21 protein-coding genes are annotated in these 24,005 nt (G+C 58.0%); 11 read left to right on the top strand and 10 right to left on the bottom strand.

From position 1 onward, the window contains the following. Positions 1–54: 54 nt before the first annotated feature. On the top strand, positions 55–1,092 hold the full coding sequence (locus E2F50_RS18330) for an NAD(P)-dependent alcohol dehydrogenase (RefSeq protein ID WP_133317613.1): 1,038 nt from the start codon (positions 55–57) through the stop codon (positions 1,090–1,092). 34 nt (positions 1,093–1,126) lie between these two features. Here E2F50_RS18330 and E2F50_RS18335 read toward each other — a convergent pair whose 3' ends face one another. From E2F50_RS18335 to E2F50_RS18350, 4 genes are all read right to left on the bottom strand, one after another. Then, positions 1,127–3,028: a potassium transporter Kup gene (locus E2F50_RS18335; protein ID WP_133317614.1), complete on the bottom strand. Its 1,902-nt coding sequence runs from the start codon at positions 3,026–3,028 to the stop codon at positions 1,127–1,129. Positions 3,029–3,251: 223 nt separating this feature from the next. Then, on the bottom strand, positions 3,252–3,965 hold the full coding sequence (locus E2F50_RS18340) for a Bax inhibitor-1/YccA family protein (RefSeq protein WP_133317615.1): 714 nt from the start codon (positions 3,963–3,965) through the stop codon (positions 3,252–3,254). A gap of 15 nt (positions 3,966–3,980) precedes the next feature. Next, on the bottom strand, positions 3,981–4,754 hold the full coding sequence (locus E2F50_RS18345; protein ID WP_133317616.1) for an anti-sigma factor family protein: 774 nt from the start codon (positions 4,752–4,754) through the stop codon (positions 3,981–3,983). After that, complete coding sequence (locus tag E2F50_RS18350) at positions 4,747–5,277, bottom strand: sigma-70 family RNA polymerase sigma factor (protein ID WP_133317617.1); 531 nt, start codon at positions 5,275–5,277, stop codon at positions 4,747–4,749. The genes E2F50_RS18345 and E2F50_RS18350 overlap by 8 nt, the downstream gene beginning before the upstream one ends. Before the next feature lie 771 nt (positions 5,278–6,048). On the opposite strand from E2F50_RS18350, the gene E2F50_RS18355 reads away from it, so the two are divergent. The 8 genes from E2F50_RS18355 to E2F50_RS18390 all read left to right on the top strand — a co-directional run bounded on the left by E2F50_RS18355 (position 6,049) and on the right by E2F50_RS18390 (position 14,452). Continuing rightward, a complete protein-coding gene (locus E2F50_RS18355; RefSeq protein ID WP_133317695.1) occupies positions 6,049–6,834 on the top strand; it encodes a DeoR/GlpR family DNA-binding transcription regulator in 786 nt (261 codons plus the stop codon). 96 nt (positions 6,835–6,930) lie between these two features. Further along, positions 6,931–8,442 (top strand): glycerol-3-phosphate dehydrogenase, encoded by a 1,512-nt coding sequence (glpD, locus tag E2F50_RS18360; protein ID WP_133317618.1) that lies wholly within the window; start codon positions 6,931–6,933, stop codon positions 8,440–8,442. A gap of 40 nt (positions 8,443–8,482) precedes the next feature. Then, a complete protein-coding gene (locus E2F50_RS18365) occupies positions 8,483–9,559 on the top strand; it encodes an ABC transporter ATP-binding protein (RefSeq protein WP_133317619.1) in 1,077 nt (358 codons plus the stop codon). A gap of 10 nt (positions 9,560–9,569) precedes the next feature. Next, the gene (locus tag E2F50_RS18370) at positions 9,570–10,643 is read left to right on the top strand and encodes an ABC transporter ATP-binding protein (protein ID WP_133317620.1); all 1,074 of its coding nucleotides are present in this window, start codon (positions 9,570–9,572) and stop codon (positions 10,641–10,643) included. Further along, positions 10,644–11,510, top strand: a complete 867-nt coding sequence (locus E2F50_RS18375; RefSeq protein WP_133317621.1) for a carbohydrate ABC transporter permease — start codon at positions 10,644–10,646, stop codon at positions 11,508–11,510. A gap of 16 nt (positions 11,511–11,526) precedes the next feature. Continuing rightward, positions 11,527–12,354 (top strand): carbohydrate ABC transporter permease, encoded by an 828-nt coding sequence (locus tag E2F50_RS18380; protein ID WP_133317622.1) that lies wholly within the window; start codon positions 11,527–11,529, stop codon positions 12,352–12,354. A gap of 11 nt (positions 12,355–12,365) precedes the next feature. Further along, complete coding sequence (locus tag E2F50_RS18385; RefSeq protein WP_133317623.1) at positions 12,366–12,647, top strand: DUF2160 domain-containing protein; 282 nt, start codon at positions 12,366–12,368, stop codon at positions 12,645–12,647. 74 nt (positions 12,648–12,721) lie between these two features. Further along, positions 12,722–14,452, top strand: coding sequence for an ABC transporter substrate-binding protein (locus tag E2F50_RS18390; protein ID WP_133317624.1), 1,731 nt, complete (start codon positions 12,722–12,724; stop codon positions 14,450–14,452). 77 nt (positions 14,453–14,529) lie between these two features. On the opposite strand, the gene E2F50_RS18395 is transcribed toward E2F50_RS18390, so the two are convergent. Further along, complete coding sequence (locus E2F50_RS18395; protein WP_133317625.1) at positions 14,530–15,726, bottom strand: aminotransferase class V-fold PLP-dependent enzyme; 1,197 nt, start codon at positions 15,724–15,726, stop codon at positions 14,530–14,532. A gap of 90 nt (positions 15,727–15,816) precedes the next feature. On the opposite strand from E2F50_RS18395, the gene E2F50_RS18400 reads away from it, so the two are divergent. Further along, positions 15,817–16,641 (top strand): IclR family transcriptional regulator, encoded by an 825-nt coding sequence (locus E2F50_RS18400; protein WP_133317626.1) that lies wholly within the window; start codon positions 15,817–15,819, stop codon positions 16,639–16,641. Between the two features lie 15 nt (positions 16,642–16,656). On the opposite strand, the gene E2F50_RS18405 is transcribed toward E2F50_RS18400, so the two are convergent. The 5 genes from E2F50_RS18405 to E2F50_RS18425 all read right to left on the bottom strand — a co-directional run bounded on the left by E2F50_RS18405 (position 16,657) and on the right by E2F50_RS18425 (position 21,842). Beyond that, positions 16,657–17,154 (bottom strand): RidA family protein, encoded by a 498-nt coding sequence (locus E2F50_RS18405; protein ID WP_133317627.1) that lies wholly within the window; start codon positions 17,152–17,154, stop codon positions 16,657–16,659. Between the two features lie 44 nt (positions 17,155–17,198). After that, entirely contained in the window at positions 17,199–18,407 is a 1,209-nt protein-coding gene (locus E2F50_RS18410) for an amidohydrolase/deacetylase family metallohydrolase (RefSeq protein ID WP_133317628.1), read from the bottom strand. A 2-nt stretch (positions 18,408–18,409) separates the two neighbouring features. Beyond that, complete coding sequence (locus tag E2F50_RS18415) at positions 18,410–19,282, bottom strand: ABC transporter permease (protein ID WP_133317629.1); 873 nt, start codon at positions 19,280–19,282, stop codon at positions 18,410–18,412. After that, on the bottom strand, positions 19,282–20,223 hold the full coding sequence (locus E2F50_RS18420; protein ID WP_161974228.1) for an ABC transporter permease: 942 nt from the start codon (positions 20,221–20,223) through the stop codon (positions 19,282–19,284). Before E2F50_RS18420 ends, E2F50_RS18415 begins: the two co-directional genes overlap by 1 nt. A gap of 92 nt (positions 20,224–20,315) precedes the next feature. Then, positions 20,316–21,842 (bottom strand): ABC transporter substrate-binding protein, encoded by a 1,527-nt coding sequence (locus tag E2F50_RS18425; protein WP_133317630.1) that lies wholly within the window; start codon positions 21,840–21,842, stop codon positions 20,316–20,318. Between the two features lie 324 nt (positions 21,843–22,166). Between E2F50_RS18425 and E2F50_RS18430 the strand changes: the two genes are divergently transcribed. Then, positions 22,167–23,492: a cytochrome P450 gene (locus E2F50_RS18430; protein ID WP_245515465.1), complete on the top strand. Its 1,326-nt coding sequence runs from the start codon at positions 22,167–22,169 to the stop codon at positions 23,490–23,492. The last annotated feature ends 513 nt before the right edge of the window (positions 23,493–24,005 follow it).

Raw genomic sequence — 24,005 nt, forward strand, 5'->3', positions numbered from 1 at the left:
TGTCGATCGATCGGATGCGCTTCATGTGCCAGAATTGTATTGAAAGGAATGCCGATGGAAGCGCTGGTTCTTGAACAAAAAGGCGTTCTCGCCATCAGGGAGATCGAGCTGCCTCTCGAAGTCGGACCGACGGATGTAAAGGTCCGGATCCACACGGTCGGGGTCTGCGGCAGCGATGTCCATTACTATACGCACGGTGCCATCGGCCCTTACGTGCTGCGCGAGCCCATGGTGCTTGGGCACGAAGCGGCTGGTACAGTAGTGGAAGTAGGTTCCGAAGTCCGCCATCTGGCGCCCGGGGACCGCGTCTGCATGGAACCTGGAATTCCGGATCTTTCTTCACGCGCCTCCAAGCTTGGCCTCTACAATGTCGATCCGAGCGTGCGCTTCTGGGCAACGCCGCCGATCCATGGCGTTTTGGCGCCCTTCACCGTCCACCCGGCTGCTTTCACCTACAAGCTGCCCAACAATGTGTCGTTTGCCGAAGGTGCGATGGTCGAGCCCTTCGCGATCGGCATGCAGGCGGCAGCCCGCGCTCGCATCGCCCCGGGCGATGTGGCGGCGGTCATCGGTTGCGGGCCGATCGGCATCATGGTCGCGCTGGCAGCATTAGCCGGCGGCTGCAGCCGCGTCTTCATCTCCGATTTCAGCGCGCCGAAGCTCGCTATCGCTGGGCAATATCCTGGCATCATCCCGGTCAACATTGGCGAGCGAAATTTTGCTGAGGTAATTGCTGCCGAAACCGACGGCTGGGGCGCCGACGTGGTGTTTGAAGCAAGCGGAAGCCCTAAAGCCTTCGCCGGCATTTTCAATCTGGTCCGTCCAGGCGGCGCTCTGGTGCTGGTCGGTCTGCCCGTTGAGCCCGTGACCTTCGACGTAGCCGGAGCGATATCAAAAGAAGTTCGCGTGGAAACCGTCTTCCGTTATGCGAACATTTTTGATCGCGCGCTGCAATTGATTGCTTCCGGCAAGGTGGACCTGAAACCTCTGATTACGGGAACATTCGAATTCAAAGACAGCATAGCTGCATTCGAGCGGGCAGCGGCCGGTAGTCCGTCGGACGTCAAGCTGCAAATCTTGCTGGGCGACTGACGCAGGAGGGCGGGAAGCGCCGGGCCTTCTCCCACTAGATCGCTACCTGCTCGCCGATTTCGACCACACGATTCGGCGGCAGCTTGAAATAGGCGGACGGGTCGATGCCGAAATCGGCCAGCGCCATGTAAAGCGCTTCCTGCCAGCGTGGCAGCCCGGTATGTGGCGTGCTGATGAGGTTGCGGCGGCCCAGGTAGAACGAGGTCTGCATGATCTCGAACTTGAACCCGGCCTTGCGGCACAATCCGAGCGCCTTAGTGACATTCGGCTCATCCATGAAGCCGAATGTGATATCCAGCCGCATGAACCGCTTGGACAACTTGGTGATCTTCACGCGCTCGCTATCGGGGATATATGGCTTGTCCTTGGTCCAGATGGTCAGGATCACGTTCTGCTCGTGCAGAACATGATTATGCTTGATGTTGTGAAGCAGGACGGCTGGGGTGCGGTCCGGGACGCTGGTGAGGAAGACCGCAGTGCCTGGCACCTTGACCGGAGCGTGAGCCGATTCCCGCTCGATCATCGCAATGAATGTTTCTAGCGGAATGTCGTTCTTGGCCGTCTTCTCCTTGATGTAGCGCGACCCCTTCGTCCAGGTCCACATCAGCAGCATAATGGCAATGGCAAGTGCTACCGGGACCCATCCGCCGTCGTGGATCTTCAGAAGGTTTGCGGCCAGGAAGGTCACCTCGACAATGAACAGCACAACCAGGAGCGCCCCGGCAGTCCAGACCGAATAGCGCCAGACCGAGCGCAGGAACTGAAATGCCATCAGCGTCGTCACCACCATGGCGCCCGTGACGGAAATTCCGTAAGCGGTGGCAAGCGATTCAGAACTGCGGAACGACAGGATCAGGATAATCACGCCGATGAACAGCAGCATGTTGACGGCAGGCACATAGATCTGCCCGGTGTTGGTTTCCGAGGTAAATTTGATCATCAGACGGGGAAGGAAGCCGAGATGGACGGCTTGGCGGGCCAATGAGAACGCCCCGGTTATGACCGCCTGGCTGGCGATAATGGTGGCCATCGTCGCCAGGATGACGATCGGGAGCAGCGCCCATTCCGGATACATGAGGTAGAAGGGATTTTCGGCGGCTTCCGGGTGGGTCAGCACGAGAGCGCCTTGCCCAAGATAGTTCAGCATCAGCGCCGGGAAGACGATGATGAACCAGGCGAGCTGGATCGGCCGGCGGCCAAAGTGTCCGAGATCTGCGTAAAGCGCCTCAGCCCCAGTAACGGTCAGGAAGACGGCACCGAGGACGATAAAACCCATCGCTCCGGCGTGGGTAACGAACCAAAGCGCGTTCAGAGGGTTGAGCGCCTCAAGGATCTTCCAGTCATCGCCGATATGGATCAGGCCGCCCCAGGCCATGACAAGAAACCAGACGACGGTGATCGGGCCAAAGAATTTGGAGACGGCGGCAGTGCCTTTGGATTGCACCGTGAACAGCGCGATCATCAGCAAGATCGACAGTGGCAGCACGTAATCCGAAAAAGCCGGCGTCACGAGCTTTAGACCTTCGAGTGCCGACATCACCGAGAGGGCAGGGGTGATCATTGCGTCGCCGATGAAGAGCGCTGCGCCGATCAGCCCGGCGAAGAACAGGACGGGCATGTAGTTGCCGGTCTTCTTCATCAGCAGTGCGAGAAGCGACAAGGTGCCGCCTTCGCCGTCATTGTCGGCGCGCAGCAGGAAGAGAACGTATTTGAAGGTGACGATGATCGTCAGCGTCCAGACCATCAGGGAGATGAGGCCAATCACCTCGGTCTCCTGGATGCCGTCGGTTGCAAAAGGACGCAACGCTTCGCGAAAGGCATAAAGCGGACTTGTGCCAATATCGCCGTAGACGACGCCGACAGAGCCAATTACGAGCAGCAGGAATTTGCGGGTTTGAGATGTTTCACCCGAGGCGTCGGTGATCGACGAAGTCATGCTGTCTCCGGTCTCGTAGCGCCAAGTCGGCCGCGCGGTTGTACGGAACAATCTATTCGATCGGGTTAACCCGCACCGGCCAATTTTGATCCCTTGCAAGGGAACGAGGAGCGGCGACAATGAAAAAGGCGACGGGACGCCTGCTTGTCGACCGCCGCCTGTTTATCTCAATATCTGACGGCCGCGGCAAGATCTCCGCGGCCGATGGCAAAGTTTATGCAGACTATTCGTCCCGCTCGCCGGTGAAGTTCAGCAGCAATTGGAAGATATTGACGAAGTTCAGGTAAAGCGAAAGTGCGCCGAAGACGGCAAGCTTCTGCTGCGACTCCTGATCAAAGTTTTCGGCAAACTGTTCCTTGATGTTCTGAGTGTCCCACGCAGTCAAGCCGACGAAGACGACGATGCCGATCACCGAGATGGCGAATTGCAGCGCGCTCGACCCCATGAAAATATTGACGATCGACGCGATCATCACGCCGATCAGGCCCATCACCATGAACGAGCCGAATTTGGCGAGATCGCGCTTGGTGACATAGCCGTAGAGGCTGGTGGCGCCGAACATGGTCGCGGCGATGAAAAAGGTGCGGGCGATGCTTGCGCCGGTGAAGACCAGGAAGACCGAGGCAAGGGACAAGCCCATAACGGCGCAGAAAGCCCAGAAGGTGAACTGCGCAGTGGACGCGGACATGGTCTGGATGCGGAACGAGAAAAAGAAAACGAAGGCCAGTGGTGCAAGCATCACCACCCATTTAAGCGGCGACGAGAAGATCGGCACATAAAGCGCCGGCGTCGTGCCGACGATGAAGGCGACAATGCCAGTTATAACGAGGCCGAGGCCCATATAGTTGTAAACGCGCAGCATATGCTGGCGCAGGCTCTCGTCGAGAACGCCAGCTGTCTGGGCGGTGCTGCCGAAACGGTTCTGATTAGGGTACATATTGATCTCCCTGGGTTAGTAAAGCGAGTTCTTGAGAAGGTCGGCCTCGTCTGAAAGGCCGGACTGGACATTGCTGGAGACAACCGCGTAGGCGACCTCTCCGATCTGCCACCATGCAGCTTCCGCATCAGCGCCAAGATTGAGATCTCTCACGGGCTCTACGGCGAAATGGCCAGGACGCACGGCAAAAAGCGAGATTTGCGTCCCGTCCTTCATCTTGATGGTGGTTTCGACACTCGGACCGAAATCCGATGGAAAAATCTGCACATCCGAGACCTGCCACTCTTTAGGCAGTTCCGGCATGACAATGGCGGTCGCTGCCCGAATGTCGTCTCGGTCGTAGTTCCTTACCTCCGGCTGCGAAGGCATGTTTTCGCGCACCAGCGCCGTCTGGTGAGCTCGCACCGCCTGTTCCACAAAAGCAGGTGGATGCGGGCTGGCATTCACTTCGCGGGCGCCAAATGGACTGATCGAGGAATTTGCCAGCCATCCGATTGAAACAAGGATGCCGACAGCCGCAACGCGTCGCATCGAGCCCCACATCCGGCGACCGGAAAGGTTTGCGGACAAGCGTCGAGCCGCCTCCCGGGTGCGCGGCTGGCCATGCGGTTCCTCCATCGTCAGCGAAAGCTTGAGCGTGGTGCGCATGCTCAGGTCGGTCATGACCCGGGCAGCTTCAGCCGGGTGCTTGGCCAGGTAGGTTTCCACACGCAGACGAGCTGCTGCATCGAGTTGATTATCGACATAAGCGTCGAGGTCGCTGTCGAGAAGCATGTCGGCCTCAATCATTGCCGCCTCCTATCAATCGCAGATGACTTGGGTGTTTTGGCTCGTCCTCGAGCGACCGCAGGCGAGCCCTTGCGCGCGAAACGCGCGACATCAGCGTTCCGACTGGAATTTCAAGCGCATCGGCTGCCTCGTGGTAGGACATGTCCTCGACGGCAACGAGATACAGCGCTTCCCTTTGTTCGTCGGGCAGTGCCATGAAGGCATCTTGCACCTGGCGCAGGCGAACGGTCTGCTCTTGTCCTGCGGGATAAGAGGTCTCTGCCTGGCTCGTCGCCGACTCGTCGCGTTTCCGCTGCGCCAGCAGGGAGCGCCTCCGGTCCACATGAGCATTATGGAGAATGGCGAACAGCCAGTTGCGCAAGTTGGCGCCCGTACGGAACGTCAATCGACGCTCATATGCCTTAACCAGCGCATCGTGAACAAGGTCCTCCGCATCGGAAGAATTTCGCACCAGGGACAGCGCATAGCGTCTCAATGCCGCCAATTGGCCGATGACATCAAAGGAGCGTTTGTCTTGGTTCATGCATGCATATACGCATGGCGCTCGTCTCTTATTCCGCTGCTCCTCATCTTTTTGCCCAGAGGGCTGAATTAATTTCGGAACGAAGCTCCGTTCGACCGGTTATGGGCTGCGCAGGGAGGGCTTGAATCGCTCCGCCACTCTCAAGCTTCGGCCCGCGCGGCAACTTCTGATGAAATCGCGGAGGTGTAGGATGGCGTCGAAACGATTCTGCGACAACTGCCATAATACCGGGAAAGTCTGCCAGTCGCATATCAGGCGGCCCTGGACGGGGAGCTATGGTTGCGGCTGTGGCAAGCATGGGGTTCCATGTCCGGTCTGCAACTATGACCCGCAGGAGCCGGATCTTTCCGGCTTGCTGGCGAGCAAGTTTGCTTGCGACGCTTTGGTCTCCCAGTCCTGATCTCAACATCACGAGGCATTCCTAATTTGCATGGCAGGCCTGCTAACATCTGCCTATCATTTGAGCGGGTTTCGTTTATGCTTATTTCTATCGGGTTGACATACCTCCTCCCATGTCGCTCGATGTTGCAGGGGTCCTATCCTCCTCCCAAGGGTTCCTGGCGAAGCAGCAGCGCTCCTCCTCCCAGCTGTTGCTTCATTGTTTCAAGAAGCCTGCCGCACCTCCTCCCGCGGCAGGCTTTTTGTTCTTAACCCATCTCCCAATTTCTGCTTCGGCTCTAGCAGCGTTCAAGGTTCCACGGCTGTTGTTTCGCAGGCATTGCGATTGCTCGTTTTTTGGCCCAGAATGAAAGCCAAGCGAAAGGGCGAGAAATGCACCTGACAGAGCGCCAAGCGAAAATCATTGATCGCGCGAAGCTGGCGGGGCGTGTGCAGGTGGAGGAATTGGCGGGTCAGTTTGCGGTTTCGCCGCAGACCATCCGCAAGGACCTGAACGACCTTTGCGATGCGCGGTTGCTGACCCGGATTCATGGTGGCGCCACCTTTCCGCGCGGCACGGAGAATGTTCTTTACGATGCGCGTCGGCAGATAGCTTCGACTGAAAAGCTAGCGATCGGAGCGGCGGCGGCAGCACTTATCCCAGACAGCGCATCGCTTTTCATTAACATCGGAACGACGACAGAAGCCGTTGGGGAAGCTCTCGTGCGTCATCGAGACCTGATGGTCATCACCAATAATCTCAACGTTGCCAACAGGCTGCGGCTGCTTGATGATATTCAAGTGGTGATTGCCGGTGGTGTCGTGCGCCAATCCGACGGTGGCATAGTCGGGGAAGCGGCGGTGGATTTTATTCGTCAGTTCAAGGTTGATTATGCGGTCATCGGTGTTTCTGCCATCGATCCCGATGGCGCCCTGCTGGACTATGACTTCCGTGAGGTCAAAGTGGCTCAGGCAATCATCGCCAACGCTCGGCATGTCATTCTTGTCGCCGATTCCACCAAATTCGAGCGGACTGCACCGGTTCGCATCGCTCAGATATCGCAGGTTCATACCTTTATCACCGACGAATGTACGTCCGCTTCCATCCGTGCAATCTGTTCGGATGCGGGCGTATTGCTTGTCGAGGCGGTAGAGTCGAAGCCGCAATCCAGCCTGTGAGTTTCGTTTGATATTCGAAAAAATTTCGATTGATTGCCTGTCAGTTTCAGTTAGGTTGCGATTCATAGAAGATGAGTTTCAGCGCAAGAGGGGGCAATGGGCGAAATCATCCACGACCTTTTTGTGATTGGCGGTGGAATAAACGGGTGCGGGATCGCCCGAGATGCCTCCGGCCGAGGGTATTCCGTTGCCCTTGCGGAGATGAATGACTTCGCCTCCGGGACCTCGTCAGGCGCAACCAAGCTGATCCATGGCGGCCTGCGTTATCTTGAACATCATGAATTCCGGCTCGTGCGTGAATCGCTTATGGAGCGCGAAGTGCTCTGGGCAATGGCGCCACATATCATCTGGCCGATGCGCTTTGTGCTGCCTTACCAAAAAGGCGGCATCCGGCCGTCATGGCTGATCCGGCTCGGCCTGTTCCTCTATGATCATCTCGGTGGCCGCAAGCTTCTGCCGCCAACGGACGTGCTCGATCTGCGCAAGGATCCCGCCGGGCGGCCCTTGAAATCGTCTTTTACCAAAGCCTTCGAGTATTCTGACGGCTGGGTCGATGACGCCCGAATGGTGGTTCTCAATGCGCGGGATGCCGCCGACCGGGGGGCTTTGATCATGCCGCGGACCAAGGTGGTCGCCGCCCGGCTCGATAAGACTGGGTGGACTATCGAAACAGTTAGTGTTTCCGGAAGCAGGGACACCCACCATGCCCGTATGTTAGTCAATGCCGCCGGCCCTTGGGTCGATCAGGTCATTCGTGCCGCCTTCGGCCAGAATGATGCGCATCATGTGAGGCTTGTGCAGGGCAGCCACATTGTCGTTCGAAAAAAATTCGAAGGTCCGCGGGCCTATTTCTTCCAGAACCCGGACAACCGCATCATCTTTGCCATTCCTTACGAGAGTGACTTCACGCTGATCGGTACCACGGATCGCGACTATGATGCCGATCCCAAAAACGTGCGCATTTCCGACGAAGAAACCGACTATCTCTGCAAGGCAGCCTCGGAATATTTCAAGGAGCCGGTCACCCCTGGCGATATCGTCTGGACCTATTCGGCCGTCCGACCGCTCTTTGACGACGGAGCGTCAAAGGCTCAGGAGGCGACGCGTGATTATGTGCTGAAGCTTGAAACGGGGCAGGGGGCGCCGTTGCTGAACGTTTTCGGCGGCAAGTTGACGACCTATCGGCGACTTTCCGAGCATGCACTGGAGAAGATCGGTGAAGCGATCGGCACCAAAGGCCGGGCTTGGACAGCGGAAAGCCGCTTGCCGGGCGGCGACTTCCCGGTACAAGGTTATGAGGCGGAGGTTGTAAAGCTGAAGGCGCGGGCGCCGTTTCTGTCGGAGCCGCATGCACGGCGTCTGGTTCGGCGCTATGGTACGCGAGCGGCGATGATTATCGGCAAGGCGGAATCTTTGGCGGATTTGGGCCGACATTTTGGCGGCGATCTTTACGAGGCTGAGGTCCGCTATCTGGTCGAGCACGAATGGGCCATGAGTGCAGAGGACGTGCTCTGGCGCAGAACCAAGGACGGCTTGCGGCTGAACGAGGAGCAGGCAGGAAATCTAGAGGAGTACATGACCGCACACCGGGCCAAGATGGCCGGCTGAGCGACATGTGGTCACCCTGCGAGGAGGCACGGGAACCGATATGCTTGAAATGCGCAATGCCGCGAAATTAGTGGGAGGTGAATATCACATTCACCCGACCAATCTCGCTCTCGAGCGGGGGACGCTGAACGTATTGCTGGGACCGACCTTGTCCGGCAAGACTTCGCTGATGCGGCTGATGGCTGGCCTCGACCGCCCGACCAGCGGATCCATCCATTTCGATAATGTCGATGTCACCGGGATGCCGGTGCAAAAGCGCAATATCGCAATGGTGTACCAGCAGTTCATCAACTACCCGGCGCTGACCGTCTATGACAACATCGCCTCTCCCATGCGCCTTGCCGGAAAGGATAAGGCTAGCATCGATCGCGAGGTTCGCAAGGCAGCCGAACTGCTGAGGCTGACGCCTTATCTCGACCGCACGCCGTTGAACCTTTCGGGCGGTCAGCAGCAGAGGACAGCACTGGCGCGTGCACTGGTTAAGAATGCCAGCTTGGTGCTGATGGACGAGCCTCTTGCCAATCTCGACTACAAGTTGCGCGAGGAACTGCGGGCGGAGCTTCCGAGGATCTTCGCACAATCAGGCGCAATTTTCGTTTATGCGACGACGGAGCCGTCCGAGGCGCTTCTGCTCGGCGGCAATACAGCCACCTTATCGGAAGGGCGTATTACCCAATTCGGCTCCACCATTCATGTCTACCGCAAGCCGTCGGATATCATAACGGCCAGGACTTTTGCCGATCCCCCCCTCAACTTCATGGAAGTCATTAAATCCGGTCACGAATTGGAGCATCAAGGGGGGAGCAGGATGGCCGTCCCAAGCCATCTTCTCCATGTGGCGGACGGGCCTGTGACGGTGGCCTTTCATCCGCACCATCTCGGGTTCGCATCCCAGACTGCCGATGCTCCGCAACTTCGCGCCAAGACGTTGATCTCGGAGATCACCGGGTCCGAGAGCTTCGTGCATCTGGAATTCGGCAGCACTCGCTGGGTCATGCTGGCGCCCGGCATCCACGATATTGCACCGGATGCAGATGTCGATGTGTTCCTGGATACCCGCCATCTGCTCGCCTTCGGCAAGGATGGCCGAGCAATCACCACTCTTCAAGCGGCGTGAGGGAACGGACATGGCTCGCATCACACTTGACCATATCCGACACGCCTACGGTCCTAATCCCCAGTCGGAGGAAGATTATGCCCTGCGTGAGGTCGATCACGAATGGAATGATGGCGGTGCCTATGCCCTGCTTGGCCCCTCCGGTTGCGGTAAGACGACCTTGCTCAACATCATTTCCGGGCTTCTGCAGCCATCGCACGGACGCATCCTGTTCGATGGGCGCGACGTGACCACGCTTTCGACCCAGGCGCGTAACATCGCCCAGGTGTTCCAGTTCCCGGTCATCTACGATACCATGACCGTCTATGATAATCTGGCTTTCCCGTTATGCAATCGAGGCGTCAGCGAAGCTGATGTCGACCGACGCGTCCGTGATATGCTTGAGATTATTGACCTTTCCGACTGGGCGAAGCGCAAGGCTCGTGGACTGACCGCGGATCAGAAGCAGAAGATCTCCCTCGGCCGCGGTCTGGTGCGCAACGACGTCAATGCTATCCTGTTCGACGAACCGTTGACGGTTATCGATCCGCATATGAAGTGGGTCCTGCGGTCGCAGTTGAAGCGGCTTCACAAGCAGTTCGGCTTCACCATGGTCTATGTGACCCATGACCAGACCGAAGCGCTGACATTTGCGGACAAGGTCGTTGTCATGTTTGAGGGGCAGATCGTGCAGATCGGCACGCCGGCCGAACTGTTTGAGCGGCCAAGTCATACCTTTGTTGGCTATTTCATCGGGTCACCAGGAATGAACGTCCTTCCCGCCAAGGTCGAGGGAACGCAAATAACCCTTGGGCAAGAAAGCCTCCAACTGGGATATGCTCCTGACATCGCCGGTCGCAACAGGATCGAGGTCGGCATCCGGCCCGAATTCATCCACATTGGTCGCGAGGGCATGCCTGCAACCGTGACACGGGTTGAGGATAATGGCCGCCGCAAGATTGTTCGTGCCACTTTCGAGGGGCAGCCAATCGCCATCGTTGCTTCGGAAGATACCGAGATACCAGCCGAGGCGCGGATCACTTTCGATCCGGCAGCTATCAATATCTATGCTGATTCCTGGCGCGTCGATTCGAGGGCCAACTGAATGAACAAGACCTGGAATAACAAGGCCTGGTTTCTGGTTCTGCCGGTCCTGCTGCTCGTCGCATTTTCCGCCGCCATCCCGCTGATGACGGTTGTCAATTATTCCGTACAGGATACGTTCGGCAACAATGAGTTTTTCTGGGCAGGCACTGACTGGTTCGACGAAATCCTTCACTCGCCGCGGTTCTGGGAAGCCCTGCAGCGCAACCTGCTCTTCTCCTTCATCATCCTAGCTCTGGAAATTCCGCTCGGCATCTTCATCGCGCTCAACATGCCGAAAAAGGGGCTCGGTGTGCCGGTCTGCCTGGTCTTGATGGCCTTGCCGCTTCTCATACCCTGGAACGTCGTTGGCACGATCTGGCAGGTGTTTGGCCGTGTCGACATTGGTCTGCTCGGACGCGTGCTCGCGAGCTTGGGCTTCGACTACAATTATGTGCGCGATCCGATCGACGCCTGGATTACCGTGATCGTCATGGACGTGTGGCATTGGACGAGCCTCGTCGTCCTGCTGTGCTATGCGGGCCTGGTGTCAATTCCGGATGCTTATTATCAGGCGGCGAAAATCGATGGCGCGTCGCGCTGGTCCGTCTTCCGCTACATCCAGTTGCCGAAGATGAACCGGGTTCTGTTGATCGCTGTCCTGCTGCGGTTCATGGACAGCTTCATGATCTACACGGAGCCTTTTGTGGTGACGGGCGGCGGTCCGGGCAATTCGACCACTTTCCTGTCCATCGACCTCGTCAAGATGGCCATCGGCCAGTTCGACCTGGGCCCTGCGGCAGCCATGTCCATCGTCTACTTCCTCATCATCCTGTTGATGTCGTGGATATTCTATACCGTCATGACCAGCAGCGACGCCGATAGCTGAGAAAGGAGGAACGAACGTGGATCAGGAACATCAGTTTAAACCCGCCGGCCGCTTCTCATGGCTCGTCTCGACGATCTATATCGTCTTCCTTCTCCTGCCGATCTATTGGCTGGTGAATATGAGCTTCAAGGAAAACGGCGAGATCACCGGGACCTTCTCGCTTTTCCCGCAGAACCCAACGCTGCGCAATTATGCGGTCATTTTCAATGATCCGTCCTGGTATAACGGCTACATCAACTCGATCATCTATGTCGGCTTGAACACGATCATCTCGGTGGCTGCGGCGCTTCCGGCGGCTTACGCTTTTTCCCGCTACCGCTTCCTTGGCGACAAACACCTGTTCTTCTGGCTGCTGACCAATCGCATGGCGCCGCCGGCAGTTTTCGCGCTACCGTTCTTCCAGCTCTATTCTGCCTTCGGGCTGATCGATACCCATATTGCCGTCGCCTTGGCGCATTGCCTTTTCAATGTGCCGCTGGCGGTCTGGATTCTTGAAGGCTTCATGTCGGGTGTGCCCAAGGAAATCGACGAAACGGCTTATATCGACGGCTATTCCTTTCCGCGGTTTTTCGTGAAGATCTTCATGCCGTTGATTGCGTCCGGCGTCGGCGTCGCAGCCTTCTTCTGTTTCATGTTCTCGTGGGTGGAACTGCTTCTTGCCCGTACTCTGACGACCACGGCGGCAAAGCCGATCTCTGCAATCATGACGAGGACGGTATCGGCTGCGGGCATGGATTGGGGCGTGCTTGCGGCAGCCGGCGTGCTGACCATCGTGCCCGGTGCCCTGGTCATCTATTTCGTGCGAAACTACATCGCCAAGGGCTTTGCGCTCGGCCGCGTCTAAGGGAGGGAAACATGAGCTTTTCGTGGATGGCCTGGACGCTGCCGACGGCGATCTTCTTCTTGACGATCCTGGCGCTTTTGATCGGTATGAGCGTTTGGGAATATTTCTCGCCGGGTGGCGCTCCGCGCACCGGCATATTGCGGTTCGAGTCGACCCGCGGAGACCGCTTGTTTATCTCACTGCTCGGCGCAGCATTCATTCATCTCGCATGGCTGGGGCTGGTTGGTCCCAATCTATGGTGGGCTCTTGCCCTCGCTGTGGTCTACGCCGTCGGCGTGTTCCGCTTCGTCTAGGCAAGCTTGAAACCAGGCGCCAAGAGGATGGGTGCCTGAATTTGGAACTGCAATCGCAAACCCGGGAGGACATTATGCGACGGCATTTACTGACAACGACGGCAGGCATGCTGCTGGTACTGGCGGGCTCCGCCTATGCCGGCATGAACGAGGCTAAGACATTTCTGGACAAGGAAGTCGGTGACATGTCGGCCCTGTCGCGGGCCGAACAGGAAAAGGAAATGCAGTGGTTTATCGACGCTGCGAAACCCTTCGCCGGCCTCGACATCAAGGTGGTCTCCGAAACCATCACGACTCATGAATATGAGTCCAAGGTACTGGCTCCTGCCTTTACGGCGATCACCGGCATCAAGATCAGCCACGACCTGATCGGCGAAGGCGACGTGGTCGAAAAGCTGCAGACGCAGATGCAGTCGGGTGAAAATATCTACGATGCCTATGTCAACGATAGCGATCTCATTGGCACCCATTGGCGCTACCAGCAGGTCCGCAACCTGACCGACTGGATGGCCAAGGAGGGCAAGGACGTCACCAATCCAGGGCTCGACCTTGCCGACTTCATTGGCACGTCCTTCACGACGGCACCCGACAAGAAGCTCTACCAACTGCCCGATCAGCAGTTCGCAAACCTGTACTGGTTCCGCTACGATTGGTTCAACGACGCCAAGAACAAGGCGGACTTCAAGGAAAAGTATGGCTACGACCTTGGAGTTCCGGTCAACTGGTCTGCCTATGAAGACATTGCCGAATTTTTCACCGGGCGTGAAATCGACGGCAAGAAGGTCTATGGCCACATGGACTACGGCAAAAAGGATCCGTCGCTCGGCTGGCGGTTCACGGATGCCTGGCTCTCCATGGCCGGCAATGGCGACAAGGGCCTTCCGAACGGTCTTCCGGTCGATGAATGGGGCATCAAGGTTGACGACAAGTCGCGGCCGGTGGGCTCCTGCGTTGCACGCGGCGGCGATACGAACGGACCTGCGGCCGTCTACTCCATCCAGAAATATATCGACTGGATGAAAGCCTATGCCCCGCCGGCTGCCCAAGGCATGAACTTCTCCGAATCCGGTCCCGTGCCGGCGCAAGGTGAGGTCGCCCAGCAGATCTTCTGGTACACTGCTTTCACGGCAGACGCTGTCAAGAAGGGCCTGCCGGTCGTCAATGCCGACGGAACGCCGAAATGGCGCATGGCTCCTTCACCGCATGGTGTTTACTGGAAGGAAGGCATGAAGCTCGGCTATCAGGACGTTGGCTCCTGGACGCTGATGAAGTCTACACCGGAAAATCGGGCCAAGGCTGCCTGGCTGTATGCGCAGTTCGTTACGTCGAAGACTGTGGACGTAAAGAAGAGCCATGTCGGCTTGACGCTGATCCGCGAAAGCTCGATCCGGCATGAAAGCTTCACAAAGCGGGCACCGGAACTCGGTGGCCTGATCGAGTTCTACCGTTCTCCGGCCCGCGTCCAGTGGTCGCCGACCGGCACCAACGTGCCCGACTATCCAAAGCTCGCTCAGCTCTGGTGGCAGGCAGTCGGCGATGCGGCATCCGGCGCCAAGACCGCGCAGGAGGCGATGGATTCCCTTTGCTCCGAACAGGAAAAGGTGTTGCAGCGCCTGGAGCGTGCCAAGGTCCAGGGCGATATGGGGCCGAAGCTCGCCGAAGAGCATGATCTTGAGTACTGGAACAAGGATGCCGTTGCGAAAGGCAATCTTGCGCCACAGCTGAAGGTCGAGAAGGAAAAGGAAAAGCCGATCACCGTCAATTATGACGAGCTGGTGAAGAGCTGGGCCGACGCAAAGAAGTAACGGCCTCAGCGAGGACGACTGATCACCCTCCCCGGGTATCCGGGGGGGTGATTCATGATGTGGAGCGGACAAAGGCGTCAGTCGGGCCAGCGGAGCATGCCATCGAAGCGATGGCGGCTGAGGTCTTCGATCGGGCTGGCGATGATCTCGTTGGAGGCCCGCGCCTTGTCCAGTTCTTCGGCCAGACGGTTTGCGACAATCGTCTCCTGGCCGGGATGGAGATTGCATGGATCAAGATAGAAATAATGGTGCTCGACCTCGTGGTCGCGCACGATGATCGGCGGACTGCCTTTGCGCAGTGCCCCGGCGAGATCCCAAGCGGTGATATGGGCTTCCTGAGGCGAAACGATCACCCGCATCCGGTCGAGTGGGTTATTCGTCGGGTCGGGTTCGATCAAGGCGGTAATGCCCGGACGCCCATCCAGCGTCTGCTTCCAAAGGTTGAGGTAACCCGTCTCCCGTTCGCGGATGCCCGAGTGGTCCCGTTTTTCCCAAGCTTCCAGCGTCGCCATGACGCCGAATATACTCTCTTTGCCAACCTTCATGCCGCGGCCAATCCCCATATTCTGGAGATATGCATGGCGCACCAGATCCTTTCGGCCAGCGACTATGCCCGAGGTCGGGCCGCCCAAGAACTTGTGCCCGGAATAGAGGGCAATATCGGCACCTTGGGCGAGAAAGATCTGGAGATCGTATTCTGAGGCCGCATCAACGATGACCGGTACGCCTTTGGCGTGGGCGATTTCAACAAACTCCTTGAGGTTGAGCAGACCGTAATCCACCACATGGTGCGAGACCACGTAAACGGCCGCCGCCGTCTTGTCGTTGATGGCCTGCTCCATATGATAGCGGTGAGTGGATGTCGCTTGCCCGATCAGGATGGGCTTACCGCCTCCCAGCCGGATCCCTTGGTCAACCGGCGCACCATAGCTGACCACGTGGCCCATCTGGACCAGGATCTCGTTTCTTTCGGGAGTTACGTCCGGAAGCTTTTCGATCGCTAAAAGGTTGGGACCAGTGATGGCGCCGGCGACGGCTAGGCTGATGCCGGCCGAGCATGAAGCCGTAACGAACCCGGCCTCGCCGCCCGTCAGTCTGGTGATCACCTCGCTCGCCTTGCGTTGAAGATCGTTGATCTCGACAAACTGGGGCAGGATGCTCGTCATCGCTGCGATCGCTTCCGGAACAACAATGGAGGCGCCAAGGCCGGTCATCGTTCCCGACACGTTGATAATCGGCCGAAGGCCGATCTTGGTGCGGATATCGTCGGACATTCTCTTCTCCAATGCGTGTCAGGCGCGATTCACATCGACACCTATGCCACAATAATGTAATAGCCCTCTTAGTTCGACAGGAGCGCAGCGATGAACCTCATGACGTCACCCGTAAGCCAGCCCGAAGTTGATGAAGCCCGGGCCCAAGCTGAAGGCCGGCGCTCCCGCGTCAGCGGCATTGACCGTGCCTTGCAGGTGATCGACTACCTCTACGAAACCGGAGCTCCGGCTGGCGCCTATGCGATCGCCAAGGCCGTGAAGGCGCCACTTTCCACCGTCTATGTGATCATCGATGATCTGGTGGGAAAGAATATGCTGGCTCGCAACGGCGACGGCAGCATATGGCTCGGCCCGCGGCTTTATCATTACGGGCTTGCCTATGCTCGTTCTCTCGACTTCATGAGCGTCGCGACGCACGAAATGCACGATCTCTGCCGCCAAGCGGGAGAAACGGTTCAGCTTTGTGGCCGCGATAATGACCACATGCTCGTCCTCGCCATGGCGGATGGACCGAGCCATTTCCAGGTGACGTCGCGGGTCGGCACCCGAGTGCCCTTGAACTGGACAGCATCGGGTCGACTTCTGGTCGGCCATCTGCCGGAGGCGGAAAGATTGGAACTCTTCAAGCGCTGCGCCCGCACGTCTCCGACAGGCCGAGCCGAGGTGGATCCGCGGAGCCTTGCGCAAGCGGCGGCGGCCGCGTTCGACGAGCGATTGTCGATCCAGGCGGGAGAGTCGGATTATGCGGTTGCCTGCATTGCTTCTCCCATATGCGGTCGTGACGGCGAATGCGTTGCAACCATCTCCATCGTTCTGCCCGAGCAGAAGGCTTTCTCCGGTGAAAATCCTTACATCGACCAAGTGCGTGCTTCCGCCGAAAGAATCGAAAGGCTGATGGGCTGGCGCAGCCATTAAGATCTTCCTTACCCGCTAATCAACCAGCGAAACGATGGCCTCGATTTCCACCGTGATATTTCCGGGAAGAGAGCCGAAGCCGACCGCCGAGCGAGCATGCTGGCCTGCCTCCCCGAAGACTTGGACGAACAGATCCGAGCAGCCGTTGATGACCTGCGGATGATCCGCAAACTCCGGGACTGCATTGACCATTCCCAGCAGCTTCACGATCCGCTTGACCTTCGAGAGATCACCCAGGGCCTCATGCATGACAGCGAGCAGGTTGATACCTGTAAGCTTCGCGTGCCCATAGGCTTCATTGATGCTGACGCCGCCCCCAACCTTGCCGGAATGAAGGTGGCCATTCGCCTCACGAGGCCCTTGCCCCGAAAGATAAAGAAGATTGCCTTCGCGCACATGCGTCACGAAATTGGCGATCGGCGGCGGTGAAGGCGGAAGCTCGATTCCGAGGGAAGCGAGCCGGTCATACGGCGATACAGCGGCGCTGGAGACTTTTGCGGGAGACGTGTTCACGTGGGCTCCTGGATTACAATTTCAGAGGCTTAGAAGGCGGCAGCTTACCGCCAGGAATAGCCATGGCTATGACGGACAAGTCTGCGGGCCCGCGGGATGTATCGGCTGGCCGTAATCGCTTCCGAACCTATGACCGCATAACGTGGCTCGAACAATTGCGTCAGCTGCGAAACGTCGCCGTTGGAGTCTGTTGCTTCAAGGTCGGAATCCACAAGGTCGAAGATCGTGAAGTCGGCCCGCTGACCGACCGACAATCGATCCTGCATATCGAGCTTGATGACTTCGGCCGGTGCGTGCGTGACTGCCTCGACGACCTTATCGAACGGCATGCCGACCGACAGGAGCTTCGACATTGTCGTCGCTAGGTCCCAGACCGGAAAGTTCATCGAATGGCCGTGCAGGTCGGTCGAGATGGAATGCGGCAGCAGGCCACGGGCGATGGCCGCCTCCGCCACCTTGAATGAGAAGGAGGCGCCGCCATGGCCGATGTCGAGACGGACACCTTCGGAGGCGCAGCGTTCGGCCAGGTTGAACAGGTCCTCGTCCTCCATGATGCTCGAACCGGCCTTGCCGTTGAAGCAATGGGTGACGACGTCGCCGGGGCCTAGGATTTCGAGCACTTCATCATAGAGCGCCGGCGGCTCGCCGACATGCACCATCATCGGAATTTTAAGGATCTTGGCGATCTTCTTGCCGAGCTTCACCGGCGTGACGCCCCAGGAGCCGGTGATCACGTGACTCGCGCGTACCTTGATGCCGACGATATGCTCGCTGTTTTCAGCGTAGCATTCGAGGATTCGGTCGAGATCGATATCCCGGATATCACGCAGTTCGGCAACGCGGTTGCAGGCGACGAGGCCGATCGAGCCAAGGTTCAGGAATGCCTTGATGCGCTCCTTGGCGGGCTCGATGATGTACTCGCGAAAGCCGTGGAAATTGGCCTCGCCAGCGGAGCCTGCATCGACCAGCGTCGTGACGCCGCGCTCGGCGCCGCATTCGGACGGGCGGATCGAGATATCGGTTCCGCCATGCCAGATATGCACGTGCAGATCGACCCAGCCGGGCGAGATCCAGCCGCCCTTGCCGTCGACGCGGATCGTATCGGCGGGAGCGGCCAGCGACGGACCGATCGCCGAGATCTTGCCATCGGCGCCGACCAGAATATCAGTCGTCTTATGCACCGTGTCTTGCCGGAAGGCCATCGGCCGGACGTTGGCGAGGAGAAGCGGCTTCGCTTGTTCACCGGAAGTCATGATTACAAATCCCTTTGAAGTCTTGGATCGAGCATATCGCGAAGGCCATCGCCGACCATTTGCAGCGAGAGCACCGAGAGGATGATGGCAAAGCCGGGAAAGTAGGTCATCCAGTCGGCTTGCCCGACATATTGGCGACCGGCGGCAATCATCGTGCCCCAGGTGGGGATTTCCGGACTAACGCCCAGGCCGAGAAATGACAGGCCGGCTTCAGCAAGCATGGCGCTGGCAAACAGGAAGGTGCCCTGCACCAGTATGGGAGACAGGAGATTGCGCAACACATGCCGGGTCATGATGTGGAAGGTCGAGATGCCGAGCGCCTGCGCCGCCTCCACATAGGGTAGTTCGCGGATAACCAAGGTCGAGGCACGTACGGTTCGCGCCAAGCGTGGCGAGTAAACAATGGCGAGTGCAATGATTACCGTCAGTAGGGAAGGTCCGAGCGCCGCCACCAGGGCTATGGCAAGAAGGATGTCGGGGAAAGCCATCATAGCGTCGATCAGGCGGGCGATGGGCGCATCAAGGCGGCGGAAGAAGCCGGCGAGCAGGCCCAGCGCTACGCCTATCACCGCCGACAGAGTGACGACCGAAGCTCCAACCAGCAGCGAAAGCCGACCGGAATAAATGGTGCGCGATAGGACATCGCGGCCGAATTCGTCCGTGCCGAACCAAAAGGTCCCGCTCGGCGCCTTCAGGCGATTGACGATGGAAAGCTTGGACGGCGAGTAGGGGCTGACCCAAGGAGCCAGTATGGCCAAGCCGATGAAGAGCGCCAGGATCAAGACGCCAATCGCCACGGTGCGCCGCTTGAGGAGTCGACGGATGAAACGCCAGGTTTCGCTTGCAGCTGGCATGGTATCGCTGATCACTGCCATCAGTAGCGCACCCTCGGATCCACCAGCAGGTAAAGCATGTCGATCACAAAATTGATGAAAACATAGATCGCGGCGATCACGAGAAGTGCCCCCTGGATGACCGGATAGTCGCGCCTCAGCACCGCCGACACCACCAGATTGCCGACGCCGGGAAGACCGAACACCGTTTCGGTGACCACCGCGCCCGATATCAATACGGCAGCGGTCAGGCCCAATACGGTCAGGATCGGGATGAGGGCGTTTTTCAGCGCGTGCCTTAGCACGACGTGACGTTCGGCTAATCCTTTTGCGCGGGCCGTGCGAACATAATCATCGCCAAGGACATCGAGCATCGAGGCGCGCGTAAAGCGCAAGATCAGTGCCGAAGACACAAGGCCGAGCGCGAAGGCTGGCAAGGTCAGGTGGTACATGCGGTCAAAGAAGGAAGAACCGGGGCCGCCATAGCCGGACACCGGGAACAGATTGAGCCGTACGGCGAAGATCTGCATCAGGATCAATCCGAGCCAGAAGCTGGGAATGCTGGCGGCCAGCATGGCAATAGTTGTCGCGGCCTGGTCGATAAACGAGCCGCGCCGGTATGCTGCATAGATGCCGATCGGCAATGCGATGACGCTGGCGATCGCAAGCGAGAACAACGTCAGAAAGAAGGTCGGTTCGGCGCGATCGAGCAAGGCTGAGGCAACCGGCATGTTCAAGAAAATCGACTGGCCGAGATCGCCTCTCAGCAATTGCGCGAGGTAGAAGAAATACTGCAGACCAATCGACTGATCGAGCCCGAGGCGGGACCGTAGTTCGGCCACATCTTGGGGAGTAGCATCCGGCCCGAGCATGACCGCAGCAGGATCGCCGGGCGTGACCCGTACGATGATGAACACGATCGTCACCACGAGGAACATGACCAGGATCATGCCCGCAAGGCGCTGAAGAATGTAACGTATCATGGAGCAAATTTCCTATGTCCGCGGGCGGACAGGCACGAAAAGCGATGCCGGCACGACAACTTCATGTCCGCCGGCATCCGCATTGCGCGTGCCTACTTTTTCACGGACGCGTTCCAGAAATACGGCCAAGGGGCAGGATCAACGCCTTCGAGCTTGGTCGATTTCGCTGCAACGGCATTGAAATCGCCGATCTTGATATAGGGTACTTCATCATACATGGTCTTCTGGACATTCGCCCAAAGAGCGATACGCTTGTCTGGGTTCACCTCGGAGGTAAAAGCATCAACGGCTGCCTTTCGGGCAGGCGTGTCCCACCATCCCGGCGAACTCGTCGAGAGGGAGCCGATCAAAGCCGGTTCAGGCAGGAACGGGCTGTGGGTAATGTAAATATCCCAAAGGCCTTTGTCGGTGCGGCGCTGGGTCAGTGTCGCCCAGTCGACGACCTGCATGTCGACGGTGAAGCCAGCTAGCTTCAAGTACTCTGCGGCGACCTGCGCCATCTTGTAATGAAATTCATACTGGCGACTGGTGAGAATGCGGATCGGTTCGCCGTTATACCCGGCAGCCTTCGCGGCCTTTGCTGCGGCCTCGGTATCGGCCACGTTATAGTTGCCGGCAACGCCGGCATCCGAGCTCCAAACGAAATTGCCTGGGTAGATATTGCCGTTAAGCGCATAGAAATCCTGGCTGCCAAATGCGGCCGCCATCATGTCTTCCATGCTGAGCGCCTGCCGAATGGCCTTGCGCACAGCAACGTTCTTGGTAGCACCCTCGGCCGTGTTGAACACGAAGATCGGGTAGCCAAAGGGCTTCAGGAGAACAGGCTGCGATGCCTTGGAAGACTTGATTTTGTCGAAGGACTCGACCGGAAGAGAATCGACGTAATCATACTGCCCAGAGACCGCGGCTTCGACGCGCGTATTCGGATCAGGAACCGGTACGAAACGGATTTCATCGAGATACTGGTGGCGGGCGCCGCCGTATCCATCACTTTGACCGGTGCGCGACCTGTAGTCTTTGAAGCGCACGAGCTGGATATACTGGTCCGCCTTGCGCTCCTTCAACATGTAGGGGCCTGAGCCGACAAAATCAGTCATCGTGTCAGCCTGTTTTTCCGACGGGATGATGATTGCTGCGGAATTGTTGAAGGCCAGCAGCGAGGTGAGCGGGGCATAGGGTTGTTTCAGGATGATCGTCACAGTCGCGGGATCGGTTGTGCCGACACTATCGACAAAGCCGGCCACCTGCTTGCCGCGGGACGCGAGCTTCAGCCACCGATTGATCGAAGCAACGACGTCTTCGCTGGTCATGTCGCTGTTGTCGTGAAATTTGATGCCCGTACGCAGCTTGATCGTGTAGGTTTTGCCGTCGGCGCTGATCGACGGAAGGCTCTCGGCCAGGAGCGGCGTGACCTTCCAATTCTTGTCGAAAGTGTAGAGAGTCTCAAAAATGTGCTGGGTGACGATCCCGACCAGGTCAGCTGTCGATACCATGGGATCCAGTGTCGGCGGCTCGCCGATGGTGGCTACGTTGATAACGCCGCCCTTTTCTTGTGCTGCTACCATGTTAGGTGCGGCAATAAGGGCGCTTGCGAGAAGGAATGCCAGTTTCAGCTTCATGATTGTTCCCCGTTAACTGTTCCACAATTATGTTATATAAACTTTTATAATAGAATAGCCGCTATCCGTATCGTGTCAAATGGCTTTTGCGTGCCCACATTCCACTTGCCTCGAATGACTTAATTTGCCGGAACTTTCTCAGCCGGAGCCGGTTCGAGGATCAAGAGCTAAAGCTCGGTAATTGGCAGCTTTTTCCGCGGTTGCTGCGGGAAAGCAGGCGTGGTGGGTAAATCAGCAATGACATCTTCGGCGTCGCCGGCACGGGTGCTGCAGCACGATTTGTTGTCATCTCGGTTAAGCTTTCAGTCTATCAGTCGGGCGACAGTGCTGGACACGGTTCTGGTTTTGTCGACCATTGTTCTTCCGATTTTTGCCAGAGGGGTGATCATCCGACGCCCCTGGGCCGAGAGATGGGCGGCGCGGCTGAACCTGGACTTGCGGGCTGTAAAGCTGCTGCAACGGCTTCGTAGGAAATACGGAAGCCAACCGCTTCTCTTGAGGATCCCTTATCGTCCGGACCTGCTTTTGCTTGCGCCTGAGGACGTCGACTATGTGCTCCAATCCTCGCCGGATCCCTTCGCAACTGCGACACGCGAGAAACGTGCAGCGCTCTCCCATCTGGAATCAAACAACGTCCTGATCTCGGATCCGCCGGAGCGGGTGATGCGGCGCCCTTACCATGAGCAGGCGCTGGCGACGCAGGAGCGTATTCATCCACTTGCTGAACGGTTCAAGGAAGTCATCGACGAAGAGATCGCGGGTATCCTCGACTGTCAGAAATCTGGCCTGTTTGGCCATCTTGACTGGAATGTCTTTTCTGCGGCCTGGTTTCGCATCGTTCGCCGTGTAGTGCTTGGCGACGGTGGCCGCCAAGACGAGGCGTTAACGCAGCAGGTCAACCGCCTGCGCTCGCGCGCCAACTGGGCCTTCCTGCTGCGCAAGGACGAAGGGCAGCTTCGGGCGTTTCAACAAAAGCTGCGGGTGTATGTCGATCGGGCGGAGCCGGGCAGCCTGCTCGCAGCCGCCCCTAAGGCGAGAAATGTTGATCCGGAAAGCCAAGTGGCTCAATGGCTATTCGCTTTTGACCCTACAGGCATGGCGACCTTTAAGACCCTGGCACTTTTGGCGACCCATCCCCATTACCTGCGTCAAGCCAGAAATGAAGCATCGTTGCATGCACCCGATCTTCCCTTCACTCGCACATGTCTGCTTGAAGCGCTGAGGTTATGGCCGACAACACCGGCGATACTGCGGGAGATAACCGACGCAAGGTGCGTGGATGGGGAAGATATCGACAAAGGCACCGGAGTCTTGATCTTTACGCCCTTCTTCCATCGCGACGACGAAAGGTGGGTTCTCGCCCATCGGATGGATCCGGAGACCTGGAACAGCGGAAACGCTCTTCCAGCCAAAGGGCTTGTTCCATTCAGCGCCGGTCGGGCCATCTGTCCGGCCCATAATCTCGTGCCGCTTCTGGCGAGCCTGACCCTCGCCGCCGTCATTTCCAGAGTCGCCATCCGGCTGGTGTCACCGGTTCTCAATCCCAAAATATTGCCCGCGACTCTCAACCACTTCGATCTGCGTTTCGAGATCAATCACCTACCTGTCGACCCCAGCAGGGCAACCGGAGCGGGCGGATTGACTTCATAAGTGCTACTGTTGACACGGAAAAGAGCGGACGGAAGTTCCACACGTCTTCCGGCCGCCCACTCCGCAAGTGGCAACTATTCCGTATTGATCCGCATTCTTGCACCTCAGCGTAGCACCTGGATGATAAAAGCAATAAGTGAGCAGTCGCTAAATAACAATCGCAATCGCGGAACTTACCATCATCGATGGCCAGTTCGGGCGTTCGAAGGGTTATCAGGAACAGCGATAACTCATTGGCCCTATCTTGCTTCGCTCTGTTTTCGCCGCTGACACGCAGTGGAGTCGTCACGACGTGAAGGAAAGCTAGGCTAAGCAGAGCGTGGCGGCGGCATCCCCGCCGATTTGCCATTGGAAAGAAGCTCTTGAGAAAACGGCTGATAAAGTGGCCGAAGTTCAGTTGTCCCAAAGGGGGACCCGCGGCTTGGGTCAGCAAGCTGATCAGTAACAAAAGGCCCAGCGATTTCCAGCGGAGCTTCCGGAAGGTGTTTAACCTTATGTAGCTCTTAAATTGAC

It is taken from the genome of Rhizobium deserti (genome assembly GCF_004358025.1).
Lineage (GTDB): Bacteria > Pseudomonadota > Alphaproteobacteria > Rhizobiales > Rhizobiaceae > Neorhizobium > Neorhizobium deserti.